We start from the raw sequence: 14,224 nt of genomic DNA on the forward strand, positions 1-14,224 counted from the left end.
CAGCCGCTCGCCCCAGGCCTTGACCGACGAAGTCTTGGCCGGCAATGCCACGACGCGACCCTGCTGCAGTTGCTCGTAGGCGGTTTGCAGGTCTTCGAACAGGATGCGCCACGAAACGCCATCCACCGCCAGGTGATGGATCACCAGCAGCAGCCGCTGACTGCCGTCGGCCAGGGTCGCCAGCACCGCGCGCAGCAGTGGGCCATTGCCCAGGTCCAGGCTGCGCTGGGCTTCGTCGCCCAGTTGCTCCAGCGCCGAAGCGTCGACGATGCTGCGTTGCCACAGCAAAGGTTGCTCGCTGACCGGCTGGTAAGTCGCTCGCCAGCCATCGGCCTGCCGGACGAAGCTCACGCGCAAGGCATCGTGCTGCACCAGCAAGGCGTGCAGGGCTTGTTCCAGATGTTCAGGGTTCAACGGCTGCGTGGTCTTGAGCAGTACCGACTGGTTCCAGTGGTGCCGCTCGGGAATCGCCGTATCGAAAAATGCCTGATGGATCGGCAGTAACACGCTGTCGCCGGTCACCGGGCCCTGATCGATCAGCAGTGCGCCCTCGCCCAACTGCGCCACCGAGGCCAGGCCTTGTACGGTCTGGTGCTGGAACAGTTCTTTGGGGGTAAAACGAATCCCGGCCTGGCGCGCACGGCTGACCACCTGGATCGAGATGATCGAGTCGCCGCCCAGCTCGAAGAAGTTATCGCTGACGCCAATCTGCGGCACCTTGAGCACGTCCTGCCAGATCGCCGCAATACGGCGTTCCAGCTCGCTGTGCGGCGCTACATGCAGCGCATGGGAACCTTGTAGCTCCGGCACCGGCAAGGCCTTGCGGTCGAGCTTGCCATTGGGTGTCAACGGCAGTTGATCAAGGATGACCATCTGGGCCGGCACCATGTAGTCCGGAAGCGTCTGCTTGAGCCAGACACGCACATCGTCTTGCACACCGGACTGCGCCCCAGGCTCCAACACCAGATAGGCAATCAGACGAGTGCCGCTCTGCGCTTCATGGGCCACCACCACGGCTTCGTGGACAGCGACATGTTGCAGCAGGCGCTTCTCGATTTCGCCCAGCTCGATGCGAAACCCACGCACTTTGGTCTGATGATCGATGCGTCCCACGTACTGGATTTCGCCATCGGCCAGATAGCGTACCAGGTCACCGGTGCGGTACAGCCGAGCTGCGCGATCGCCGAACGGGTCCGGCACAAAGCGCTCCGCCGTCAGGTCCGGGCGCAGCAGGTAGCCCCGGGCGATCCCGGCGCCGGCAAGGTACAACTCACCGACCACACCGACCGGCACCGGCTCCAACTGTGCGTCCAGCACATAGCTGTCGGTACCGGCCAGCGGTCGGCCAATGCTCGCCCGGCCACCCGCTGTGCGGCGTACGTAAGTCGAATACGTGGTGTCTTCGGAGGGCCCGTACAGGTCATACACATGCTTCAGCGTGGCCTGCTGGTAAAGCCCATCCACGAGCGACTGCTTCAGTGGCTCACCGGCGAGGTTGATGATGCGCACGCTGTCGGGAATCTGCCCGGCCTGGTGCAACGCAGCAATCGCCGAGGGCACGGTGTTGATCAAGGTAACCCGGTCCCGCGCCGGCAAATCCGCCAGCGCCAGGGCATTTTCAGCCAGGATGAAGAAGCCGCCACTGGCCAGGGTGACAAAAAGCTCCCACACCGACAGGTCGAAGCAGATCGAGGTTGAAGCCAATACCCCCTGCAAGTCCTCGCGACGGTAGACACCCTGGGCCCACTGAATCAGTGAAACGGCATTGCGATGGCTGATGGCAACACCCTTGGGCTTGCCGGTCGAACCCGAGGTGTAGATCACATAGGCGAGATTATCAGCGCTCGCCAGGGCTGGCAGGTCGGCACAATCGGGGTGTTGCGGGTCAACGCTTTCAGAGGGCACCTGCAGCACCTCCAGGCCGCCCCCCATGCCTTGGGCATCCGTCAGCAACAACCGGGCCTGACTGTCTTCCAGCATGTAGGCCAATCGGTCGGCCGGATAGTTGGGGTCCAGGGGCACATAGGTGCCGCCGGCCTTGAGCGTCGCGAGCAACGCCACAACCATTTCCACCGAGCGAGGCAGCAGCACACCCACCCGCACTTCCGGCCCTACGCCGCGCTCACGCAGGCGGCGGGCCAGGCGATTGGCACGTGCGTTAAGCTGGCGATAGTCGAGGCATTCGGCGCCAAAGATCATCGCCAACTGGTCAGGTGCCTTCCGGGCCTGAGCCTCGATCAGCTCATGCAAGCCCCCCTCGAAAGTGCCACTCAGTTCGAGGCTGTTCCAGTCCCGCAGGATCGTTTGGCGCTCATCGGCGTCCAGCAGCGCAAACTGCGCGACAGCCTGCCCAGGCTGGCTGACGATAGCGTGCAGCAGGTTCTGCCAGTGGTGCGCCAGTTGTTCAATGGTGCTGCGCTGGAATAGATCGGTGGCGTACGTCAGGGACGCCGCCAGGCCGCCGGCCACTTCGCCGGTGTCCAGGCTCAGGTCGAACTGGGACGTGCCGCTGTCCCAGGCCACGCCCTCGATCGACAATCCTGGCAACTGCGCCGCGCCAGTCTCACGGTTCTGGTGATTGAACAGCACCTGGAACAGCGGGCTGTGGCTAAGGCTGCGCCGGGGTTGCAGAGCATCCACCAACTGCTCGAACGGCAAGTCCTGGTAAGTCTGGGCGTCGAGCACCGACTGACGAACCTGTTGCAGCAGATCGCTGAACGAAGCCTGGCTGTCAAACTCGGCGCGCAGCACCTGGGTGTTGACGAAGAAGCCCACCAGGCCTTCGGTTTCCATGCGATTACGGTTGGCTACCGGCACGCCGACACGGATGTCGCCTTGCCCGCTGTAGCGGTGCAACAGCATCTGGAATGAAGCCAGCAACAGCACGAACAACGTCACCTGTTCGCGTTGCGCCAGGACCTGCAAGCCAGACGCCAGTTCCGCTGGCAAATTGAAGTCCAGGCGTGCACCACGCAAGCTCTGTTCGGCCGGACGCGGGAAGTCGAAGGGCAGCTCCAGCACCGGTTGCTCACCGCCCAATTTCTCACGCCAGTACGCCAGTTGCCGGGCGCTTTCGCCCTCGGCCATCCACTGGCGCTGCCAGACGGCATAGTCGGCGTACTGCAGCGCCAGCTCTTGCAAGGCGGTCTCGGTGCCCGCGCAGAACGCGCGGTAGAACTGGATCAACTCGTCGACAATGATTTGCATCGACCAGCCATCGGAAATGATGTGGTGCTGGGTAATGATCAGGACGTGATGGTCAGGCTGCACCCTCAGCAACTTGACGCGCATCAGCGGGCCGTTGAGCAAGTCGAACGGACGCTGGATTTCGTGCTCAACGGCTGCAGCAATCCCGTGGACATCCACGGCTTGCTGTTCAACCACCTGGGCCCGCCGTGGCTGGATCACCTGCCAGGTCTGCTCGCCTTCTTCGACGAAGGTGGTGCGCAAGGCTTCATGACGCTGCACCAGCGCCTGGAACGCTTGCTCCAGTGCCGCCACATTCAGGCTGCCACGCAGATGCAGCGCGGTGGGCACGTGGTAGGCCGCGCTGTCGGGGTCCAGTTGCCAGAGGAACCACTGGCGCTCCTGGGCCGATGACAGCGCCATCGGCCGGCCGCGTTCCAGGGCCAGCATGGGCAGGCTTTCCTGCACCTGCAAACCCGCGCACGCGGCGGCGAAAGCCAGCAGTGTCGGATGCTCGAACAACGCTTTCAACGGCACTTCAAGCTTGAGCGCATGCCGCACCCGGGAAATAACCTGGGTCGCCAGCAACGAATGGCCACCACGCTCGAAGAAATGATCATTAAGGCCGACGCGCTCTACCTGCAACACCGCCTGCCAGATCGCCGCCAACTGGATCTGCAACGGGCTGTGAGGCGCCTCGTAGGCCTGCCGAGGCTGACTCAGGTCCGGCGCAGGTAATGCGCGGCGGTCGAGCTTGCCGTTGTTGTTCAACGGCAGCGCGTCCAGCCACACCCAATGGCCCGGCACCATGTAGTCGGGCAGTGATTGAGCCAGGATGGCGGCCAGGTCAGCAGACCCGGTGGCTACGCCTTGGGCGGCTACCACATACCCCACCAACTGCGCGCCTGTGGGTCCTTCGTAGGCGATCACCGCGGCTTCGTGCACCTGCGGCAGGGCTTGCAGGCACGCTTCGATTTCGCCCATTTCGATGCGCAAACCGCGGATCTTCACCTGATGGTCGATCCGCCCCACGTACTCCAGGGCATGATGTTGGTTGTAGCGGGCCAGGTCGCCACTGCGGTACAGGCGCGCACCCGGCACACCGGCAAACGGGTCCGGCAGGAAGCGTTCAGCCGTCAACGCGGGACGGTCAAAATAGCCCTGGGCCAGGCCGGCCGGAGCGCCGATGTACAGCTCACCGACACCGCCGACGGGCAGCAGCTCAAAGGCGCTGTCGAGCACATACAGCGCACGACCCGCGATGGCCCGGCCAATCGGAATGCCGAACGCATCGCTGGCATCCGCCAACTGGCAGTCGTGCACACTGGACACCACGGTCGCCTCAGTGGGGCCGTAGGTGTTGAGCAGGCGCACCTTGCCCAGCCCGGCGTCATGCCAGGCTCGCAGGCCTTCAACCGACATCGCCTCACCGCCTACGTGGACCTGGCGCAAGTTGCCCAGCGAACGGCCATCGACGGCACACTCCTTGGCTAACAGGTACCAATAGGCTGCCGGCAAGTCGGCCAGGGTTACGCCCTGCTCTACGATTTCCCGAGCCAGTTGCCCCGCATCCCACAGTTCGTCACCGCGCATGACCAGCGCAGCACCGACGCACAGCGGCGGGTAGCATTGCTCGACGAAACCATCAAAGCTGAATGTCGCGAATTGCAGCACCCGGTCCGTGCAGGACAGCACGCTGTAGTCTTCGGCACTCTCGCAGAATTGGCCGAGGGCGGCGTGATCGATCGCCACACCCTTCGGTTGCCCGGTGGAGCCGGAGGTGTAGATCACATACGCCAGGTCGGCGGCGACGGCATGGCTTGGCGGGTTGCCGCAGGCGTGAGCTGCCAGTTCTTCACCCGACGCGGTGAAGTCCACGCGGGTCAACGATGCGGGCAACGGTAAATCTGCCAGCAGGCCGGTTTCGCAGAGCAACAGATCCAGGCGGCTGTCCGCCAACATGTAGGCCAGGCGTTCGTTGGGGTATTTGGGGTCCAGCGGGACATAGGCCGCGCCGCTTTTCAGCACCGCCAGCAGGCTGACGATCAACTGCGGGCCCCGTCGCGCAGCCAGGCCGACGCGCCGGCCGGGGCCAACGCCGTGCTCCAGCAAGCGATGAGCCAGGCGGTTGGCCCGCTCATTGAGCTCGCCGTAGCTCAAGCGTTGACTGCCCGCCAGTACCGCCAGCGCAGCCGGAGTGGCCTGGGCCTGGGCGGCGATGCGCTCGTGGACCAACCCGTGATGACGGGTGCTTGCCGCCCGGGATTGACTCAGGCCAAGCATGGCGCGACGGCCAGGCTCATCGAGCAATTGCAGGCTGCCAAGGCTGGCGCCAGGGTCTGCCGCCAGTTGCACCAACAGGTGTTGCAGGTTGGCGCTCAGCTGGGCGACCTGGGCCTCGCTGAAACGCGCCCGGTCATAGCTGAACTCCAGGCGCAGGCTGCTGCCCAGCTCGATACCCAGGGTCAACGGGTAGTTAGTGCGCTCGTGGTTGTGCAACTGGCCAAACGACAAGCCAGCGGGCGCGCCCTGCTTGAGCGCTTCGGCGACGGGGAAGTTTTCGAACACCAGCAACGTGTCGAAGAGCGCCGCGCCCTGCTGGCCGGCCCACCCCTGAATGTCGTACAGCGGCACATGTTCGTGATCACGCAGGCCAAGGTTCAAGGCTTGCAACTCGCCCAGCCAGGCGGCGGCCTGTTGCGCCGGGGCGGGTGTGCTGATCATCGGCAAGGTATTGATAAACAGCCCCAGCTGTTGCTCGATACCTGGCAGCGGCGCGGAACGCCCGGCGACCGTGGCACCGAACACGACGCACGGCTGGCCGGTGTAGCGTTGCAGCAGCACACTCCAGGCTCCCTGGAGCAGGGTGTTGAGGGTGATTTTTTGCTGACGGGCGAACTCGCTCAGGGTGGTGGTCAACGTGCTGTCGAGAACCGCCTGATGGTCGGCCATGCCTGCGCCGTCCACCGGTGGGCGAAGGGCCTCGGCCAACAACGTCGGGGCTTGCACCGGGGCCAAGCTGGCGCGCCAGAAGGCCTCGTCCGCCGCTGACGATTGTTGCTGCAACCAGCCCAGGTAGTCGCGAAATTGCCCCAGGGGCGCTGGCAGCGCCTGACCGGCGTAATGGCTGATGACTTCGCCGAGCAGCTGTGCGTTGCTCCAGCCATCCATCAGGATGTGATGACTGGTGTAGATCAAATGCCAGCCGCTGCCGGCACCACGCACCAGCGTCAGACGGAACAGCGGTGCGACGCTCAAATCAAAACCGCGCTCGCGCTCGGCGTCGGCCAGGGCGTCAAGGTCGGCGTCGACCGCCTCGATCACCTGCAACTGCAGGTCGACCTGGCGATGGATCACTTGATGGGCACTGTCGAGTCCCAGCCAATGGAAACTGCTGCGCAGGATGTCATGCCGATCCAGCGCAGACTGCCACGCACGGCCGAAAGCCAGCAAATCGAGGCCTTCGATGTCCAGGCGCAGTTGGTTGATATAGGCCTGTGCCTGGGGCTCGTAAAGGGTGTGGAATAACATCCCCTGCTGCATCGGCGACAACGGGTAGATATCGTCGATGGCCGGCCCTGCTACCGGCAGCGCGTCGAGTTGCTGCTGGGTCAGGTGGGCCAGCGGGAAATCGGACGGCGTGACGTGCCCCGCCTGGGTAGCGCAGCAATGTTCGATCAATGCTGCCAACTCGACGGCATAATCGTCGGCCAGGCGCTGGACGGTAGCGGCCTGGAACATCTCGCGGCTGAAGCCCCATTGCAACGCGAGCTCACCGCCATACACCTGGCCCTCCAGGGTCAGCCAGTTGGCCAGCGGTGCCTCGCCGTCCTGGGCCTGGCCACTGCTTTCGCTGGCCGGCACGAACAGCGCCGAGTCATTGAACTGACGGTCGAACTGCCCCAGGTAGTTGAACGTAATACGCGGCCCCGGCAACCCGGCCAGCGCTTCACGCGCCTCAGGCTCGCCCAGATAGCGAAGCAATCCGTAGCCCAGGCCCTTGTCCGGCACTGCGCGCAGTTGTTCCTTGACCGACTTGATCGCCGCCGGCAGCTCGCCTTGCGCCTGCAAGCGCACCGGGAACAGGCTGGTGAACCAGCCCACGGTGCGGGTCAGGTCCAGCGCTTCAAACAGGTCTTCACGGCCATGGCCTTCGAGCTGGATCAACGCTGCGTCCTGCCCGCTCCAGCGGCTGACCACCCGTGCCAGGGCTGTCAGCAGCAGGTCGTTGACCTGGGTGCGATACGCCGCCGGCGCGTGTTGCAGCAACTGGCGGGTCAGCTCGGGGTTGAGGCGGGTTTCGATCTTTTCCCCCAGGCGATTTTGCAACCCGCCCTGTGGGTTGTCGCAGGGTAAATCGGCCGTGCCCGACTGTGCCTGCCAATACGGCAGTTGCCCATTCAGCGTTCGCGCGTGGGCCTGCAAGTGCTGCGCCCAAGCCTGATAGGCGCTGGTCTTGCCCGGCAACTGCGCAGGCGCGCGGTAAGCCTGCTGCAGGTCCTCCAGCAGGATGCGCCAGGACACACCGTCCACCACCAAGTGGTGCAGCACCAGCAACAGGCGCTGGCTTGCGTCGGCCATGTCTACCAGCACGGCACGCAGCAGCGGGCCCTGCTGCAGGTCGAGACTGCGCTGGGCCTCCTCGCACAATGCGGCCAATTCGCTGTCGGTGGCGGCACTTGCCTGCCATAGGCCTGACTCGCTGACGGGGGCCGTGTGGGCTTGTTGCCAGCCATCGGCGCCCTTCACAAAACGCAGGCGCAAGGCATCGTGGTGGTTGATCAGCCGGGTCAGTGCGACGTCCAGTGCTTCGGCCACCAGCGGCTCGCGCGGCGTGAGCAACAACGATTGGTTCCAGTGCTGACGTTCCGGGATCGCCTGTTCGAAAAAGCCCTGCTGCACCGGAGTCAGGATCACCTCGCCGCTGACCGGGCCCTGGTCGATCGTGCTGGCCTGGTCAAAGCTCGCCACCAACGCCAGGCTGCGCACACTCTGGTACTGGAACAGGTCGCGGGGGCTGAGGCGAATCCCCGCCTGGCGCGCACGGCTGACCACCTGGATCGAGATGATCGAATCACCGCCAAGCTCAAAAAAGTTGTCTTCCAGGCCGACCTGCTCAATGGCCAGCACATCACTCCAGATCGCCGCCAAGGCTTTTTGCAGGTCATTTTCCGGCGCCACAAACGCCTGCTGCGGCGCAGCTTCCGGCAACGGCAAGGCCTTGCGGTCGAGCTTGCCGTTGGCGGTCACCGGCAATTTCACCAGCGGCATCAGGTGGGTGGGCACCATGTATTCCGGCAGGCTGTTCAACAGCCACGCCTTGAGCTCCGGTTGCCACGGCGTGGCAGGCTCGCCTCCCTCCAGCACCAGGTAAGCAACCAACTGTTTACCGCCCTGCACCAGCACCACGGCCTCGCGCACCAGCGGGTGTTGCATCAGGCGGGTCTCGATCTCACCCAGTTCGATGCGCAGGCCGCGCAGCTTGACCTGATGATCGAGGCGGCCGAGGTATTCGATCACACCGTCGGCGCGCTGGCGCACCCGGTCGCCGGTCCGGTACAGCCGCGCACCGTCATTGAACGGGCACGGCACAAAACGCTCGGCGGTGAGCGCCGCGCGGCGGTGGTAACTGCGGGCCAGCCCGGTGCCACCGAGGTAAAGCTCACCGCTGACGCCTGCCGGCACAGGGTTGAGTTGCGCGTCGAGGATGTAGGTTCCCAGATTGGCAATGGGGCGGCCGATGGGCACGCTGTCGGCACCTTCGTCGATGCAGGTCCAATGGGTGACGTCGATGGCCGCTTCCGTCGGGCCGTAGAGGTTGTACAACCCGGCGCCCGGAAGCTTGGCGAACACCTGCAACTGCGCATCCAGCGCCAGCGCCTCGCCACTGCATACGATGCGCTTGAGGCTGGCGCAGGCCTGCACGCCCGGCTCGTGGATAAATGCCTGCAGCATCGACGGTACGAAGTGCAGCGTGGTGATAGCGTGCTCGCCAATGGTCTCGATCAGGCGAGCCGGCTCGCGATGCTCGCCCGGTGCTGCGACCACCAGCCGTGCGCCGCTCATCAACGGCCAGAAGAACTCCCACACCGACACGTCAAAGCTGAACGGGGTTTTCTGCAACACTGCGTCGCTGGCATCCAGGCCATAAGCCTGCTGCATCCAGCACAGGCGGTTGACCAACGCACGATGGCTGTTGCCTGCGCCCTTGGGCTTGCCGGTGGAGCCGGAGGTGTAGATCACATAGGCGAGGTTCAGCGCGTGCACGTTGACGGCCAGAGGCTCGCGGCCGTAATCGTCGAGCCAGCCTTGTGCCTGGTCGAGTGCGATGACGTTGATGCCGTCGACCGGCAAGGTCGACAGCAGGCTCTGCTGGCTGAGCAGCAGCCCGATGCCGCTGTCTTCGATCATGTAAGCCAGGCGTTCGCGGGGGTATTCAGGGTCCAGCGGGACGTAGGCGCCGCCGGCCTTGAGAATCGCCAGCAGGCCGACCACCATTTCGATGGAGCGCTCGATGCAGATCCCCACCAGTACGTCCGGGCCAACACCCTGCTCGCGCAGGGCATGGGCCAACTGGTTGGCGCGCGTGTCGAGCTGCGCGTAGGTCAACTGCGTCGCGCCGAACACCAGGGCAACGGCGTGCGGAGTGCGTTGTACCTGGTCTTCGATCAGGTGGTGGATGCCACGTTCGGTCGGGTACGCCTCGGCCGTCTGGTTCCAGTCATGCACCAGCACGTGCTGCTCTGCGGCGGCGAGCATCGGCAGTTCACCGATGCGCTGGCTGCCATCGGCGACCATCGCCTGCAACAGGCTGAGCCAGTGCCGGGCCATGTGCTCGATGGTGGCGGCGTCGAACAGGTCATTGGCATAGGTCAGCGCGGCGTGCAGGGTGCCGGACTTCTCGTAGGTGTCCAGGCTCAGGTCAAACTGGGTGGTACGGCCTTGCCATTGCACCAGGGACAGTTCAAGCCCGGAGGCGGTGTTGACCGCGGCGATGTCCGCCACTTGCGGCTGATGGTTGTACATCACCTGGAACAGCGGCGTGTGGCTCAGGCTGCGCTCGACTTTCAAGGCTTCTACCAGGCGTTCGAACGGCAATTCCTGATGGGCCTGGGCGCCCAGTGCGTGTTCCTTGATGCCTTGCAGCAACTCGTCGACGCGGGTTTGCCCGGTCAGTTCGGTGCGCAACACCTGGGTATTGACGAAGAAACCGATCAGCCCTTCGACTTCGCTGCGGTTGCGGTTGGCAATCGGCACGCCAACCCGAATGTCGCCCTGCCCGGTGTAGCGATGCAGCAGCACGTTGAACGCGCCGAGCAGCAACATGAACAAGGTCACATTGTGTTTTTGCGCGCAACTGCGCAACTGCGCAGCCAGCGCCGGATCAATCGCAAAGTCATGCCGGGTGCCCTGGTAGCTGGGCATCGCCGGGCGTGGATGGTCGATGGGCAACTCCAGTACCGGGTGCTCATCTCCCAGGCGTGCCTGCCAGTATTCCAGCTGACGAGCCTGTTCTCCCGCCTCCAGCCAGCGACGCTGCCAAAGGGCGTAGTCGCTGTACTGGATCGGAAGCGGCGCAAGTGGCGGCAGCTCATGACGCTCATGGGCGTCGTAGCAGCGAATGAACTCGTCGATCAGCACGTTCATCGACCAGCCGTCGGACACGATGTGGTGCAAGGTCAGCAGCAGCACGTGTTCCTGCTCGGCCAGCTTGAGCAATTGCACCCGCAGCAGCGGGCCGTTGGCCAGGTCGAAGGGCAACAGCGACTGACGGGTAGCGGCCTGCATCACCGCCTGCTCACGCTCGGCGGGTGCCAGGGCGCTGAAGTCCAACTGTTCGACCACCAGCGGCGACTGCGCGGCCACTTGCAACAGACGATCATCCGCCTGGCGCTGGAACACCGTGCGCAACGTCTCATGGCGGGCCACCAGGCTGGCGAACGCCTGCTCGATCGCCGGCAGGCTCAAGGCGCCCTTGAGCCGTACCGCGCCGGGCAGGTTATAGGCGCCACTGGCCGGGTCCAGTTGCCACAGAAACCACATCCGCTGCTGCGCATAGGACAGCGCCTGCCGGTCCTCGGCCTCCACCCCTGCCGGGATCGGAAACCGGGAAAAATCCACCCCTTCCTTGTGTAGCGCCTGGAGGAACATCTGGCGTTTTTCCAGGGGCAACCCGATAAACCGGCGAGCAAGTTTCAAGGAGTCTTCAGCGTTCATTTCTTGGGATCCGGGGCAATAGGCAGGAAGCACAAAGGCACGTCGTCCCTATAAAACGAATCCGGAAGGGAAAAATTAGCGGGGGATTGGGGGCGCAGACCACGGTGTCATCAAGGGTTACATCAAACACCGAGAGGCTCGGCGCGGCTGTCCTATCATTGACGCAACCCATCAATTGCAACTACATTTAGTTGCAGGCGAGAGTCGCCGTGTCGAAAAATGAAAAGCTGCTGGCCAAACTGCTCAATGAGCAATCGGCCTTTACCTGGCCCGAACTCGTCACGCTGCTGCGGCGCCTGGGATACACGCAAATCGAAGGGGCGGGTAGCCGGGTCAGGTTCGACATAGGCGACCCCAGTGCAATGATCACCCTGCACAAGCCTCACCCCGGCAACGAACTGAAACACTACATTCGGCGTCAGATCATCGAACAATTGAAATCAGGAGAACTGATTCAGTGAACAACCAGCTGAAACACAAAGGCTACATCGGCTCCATCGAAGCCAGCATCGAAGACAACTGCCTGTTCGGAAAGCTGCTTTTCATCAAGGCCCTGGTCAGCTACGAGGGCAAAACCGTCGCCGAACTGGACGCCGCCTTTTGCACCGCCGTGGACGACTACATCGAGACCTGCCAGGCCCTTGGGCAAGCACCGGAAAAGCCCTGCAAGGGTTCGTTCAACGTCCGTGTCGGCCATGACCTCCACCTGGCCGCCGCGCTTGCCGCGACCCGGCAAAAAGTCACGTTGAACGATCTCACGCGCCAGGCGCTGAACGAATTCCTGCAACATCGCGGCGCACTGGTGACCGGGTAATCACCCCAGCCGCCGATACCCCAGCACCGCCGCCCCAAGCACCACCGCACCCGCCGACAGCGCCACCCAGAACCCGCTGGGTGCGCCGAAGCGGTCGATCATCCAGCCGGAGCTGGCAGCACCAATGGCCACGCCGATGCTCAGGCCGGTGATCAGCCAGGTCATGCCTTCGGTCAAGCGGCTGGGCGGAACGATTTGTTCCACCAGGGCCATGGACACGATCAGGGTCGGGGCGAAGAACAGGCCGGAGATGAAGATCGCGGCCGCCAACCCCGGAATATTCGTCACCAGCAACAACGGCAGCGTGGTCACGGCGGTGGCCACGCCGCAGTACAAGAACTGGCGCGGCAGCGGTGCTTTCAACTTGAGCGCACCAAACGCCAGCCCGGCCAGGCACGAACCGATGGCGTATACCGACAATACAATGCTCGCCGCGGCGGGCTGGCCCTGATGCTGGGCGAACGCGACACTGACCACATCCACCACCCCAACGATGATGCCCATGGCCATCAACAGCACCATCAGGATCAACACCGAGGGCGAGGCGATCAGCCAACGGCCGTGCTCGGCGTGATGTTCATGCACCGGTGGCTCGGTCTGGCGTTGCAGCACAAAGGCGGTCACGCCCACTGCCAGAAACAGCGCGGCAATCAACGGCCCCGCTTCGGGGAACAGCAGCACGCACAGACCCACCGAGACCGGCGGGCCAATGATGAACACCACCTCGTCGAGCACCGACTCCAGGGCAAACGCCGTTTGCAGTTTGGGCTGGCCGCGATACAGCTCGGTCCAGCGCGCCCGCACCATGGCCGACATGTTGGGCATGCAGCCGGCCAGGGCGGCAAAGACGAACAGCGTCCACGTTGGCGCCTGCACCCGGGTGCAGAGCAACAGCAGCAACAGCGCGCCGCCGCCGATGGACGCGGCCACCGGCAACACCCGGCCCTGGCCATAACGGTCCACCAACCGTGAGACCTGGGGCGCGCAAAACGCGGTGGCCAGGGCGAAGGTAGCGGTCACCGCACCGGCCAAACCGTAACCGCCGTGCACTTGCGACAGCATGGTGATCAAGCCGATCCCGGTCATGGAGATCGGCATGCGGGCCAGCATGCCCGCCAATACAAAAGCCCTGGAACCTGGCGCCTGGAACAGCTCGGCGTAGGGGTTTGCCATGGTGTGTAACCTCTTCCTGAGCGCCCTGAAACTTGCTATTCGAGGTTTTCGGGGCAAAATACATACGGTGCGTATGTGACAAATCATGCGTAACATACGCGTCGTATGTCAATCACCTATTGTGAGCCTTACCCATGAGCCGAGCCCGTGCCGACATGATCGAAGACACCCGCGCCCGCCTGATCGCCAGCGCCCGCCAGGCCTTCGCCACACAAGGCTACGCCCAGACGTCGATGGACGATTTCACCGCTCGCGCCGGCCTGACCCGGGGTGCGTTGTACCATCATTTTGGCGACAAGAAAGGCTTGCTCGCGGCAGTGGTTGCGCAGCTCGACGGTGAAATGGACGCGAGCCTGCAACGTGTCTCGGAACAGGCTGACAACCCTTGGGAAGGGTTTTGCGAGCGCTGCCGGGTTTATTTGCGCATGGCTCAGGATCCCGAGGTCCAGCGCATCGTATTGCAGGATGCCCCGGCGGTGCTGGGCGCAACTGACCAGCAGCAATGCGTGGACTCGCTGCGCCGTTTGCTCGATGACTTGATGCAGGCGGACCTAGTCGAGCAGGCGTGCAGCCAGGCGCTGGCGAGACTGATCAATGGCAGCCTGGTGAGCGCATCGTTGTGGATCGCCCAGGATGGAGGCTCGGGTGTGCGGCTGGAAGAGGCTCTGCGAGGGCTGGAGTTGTTGTTGCGCGGGTTGAAGCCCAATGCCGTGTGCTGAACGAGTGCGGCGGGGGTGGTCAGGATCCAGGGGGGCATATCCATTATTTAGGTAACGGCCACCTATGGTTCCGCTCTTACAGCGGCTCACTTTGGAAAAGCCCCAAAGTAAGCAA

At 63.9% G+C, this 14,224-nt stretch carries 5 protein-coding genes; 3 read left to right on the forward strand and 2 right to left on the reverse strand.

Going from position 1 to position 14,224, the window contains the following annotated elements:
• Positions 1 to 11,403, reverse strand: an 11,403-nt coding sequence (locus tag HX839_RS23440; RefSeq protein WP_177067736.1) for a non-ribosomal peptide synthase/polyketide synthase, incomplete at its 3' end; no start/stop codon positions are given.
• A gap of 209 nt (positions 11,404 to 11,612) precedes the next feature.
• On the opposite strand from HX839_RS23440, the gene HX839_RS23445 reads away from it, so the two are divergent.
• Together HX839_RS23445 and HX839_RS23450 are read left to right on the forward strand one after the other, a co-directional pair.
• Complete coding sequence (locus HX839_RS23445) at positions 11,613 to 11,864, forward strand: type II toxin-antitoxin system HicA family toxin (RefSeq protein ID WP_063028501.1); 252 nt, start codon at positions 11,613 to 11,615, stop codon at positions 11,862 to 11,864.
• Entirely contained in the window at positions 11,861 to 12,217 is a 357-nt protein-coding gene (locus HX839_RS23450) for a type II toxin-antitoxin system HicB family antitoxin (RefSeq protein WP_003208166.1), read from the forward strand. Before HX839_RS23445 ends, HX839_RS23450 begins: the two co-directional genes overlap by 4 nt.
• Here HX839_RS23450 and HX839_RS23455 read toward each other — a convergent pair whose 3' ends face one another.
• Positions 12,218 to 13,390: an MFS transporter gene (locus HX839_RS23455; protein ID WP_177067737.1), complete on the reverse strand. Its 1,173-nt coding sequence runs from the start codon at positions 13,388 to 13,390 to the stop codon at positions 12,218 to 12,220.
• Between the two features lie 134 nt (positions 13,391 to 13,524).
• On the opposite strand from HX839_RS23455, the gene HX839_RS23460 reads away from it, so the two are divergent.
• On the forward strand, positions 13,525 to 14,109 hold the full coding sequence (locus tag HX839_RS23460) for a TetR/AcrR family transcriptional regulator (RefSeq protein WP_177067738.1): 585 nt from the start codon (positions 13,525 to 13,527) through the stop codon (positions 14,107 to 14,109).
• Positions 14,110 to 14,224: the final 115 nt, after the last annotated feature.

This window comes from Pseudomonas sp. I8001, from assembly GCF_013385345.1.
GTDB lineage: Bacteria > Pseudomonadota > Gammaproteobacteria > Pseudomonadales > Pseudomonadaceae > Aquipseudomonas.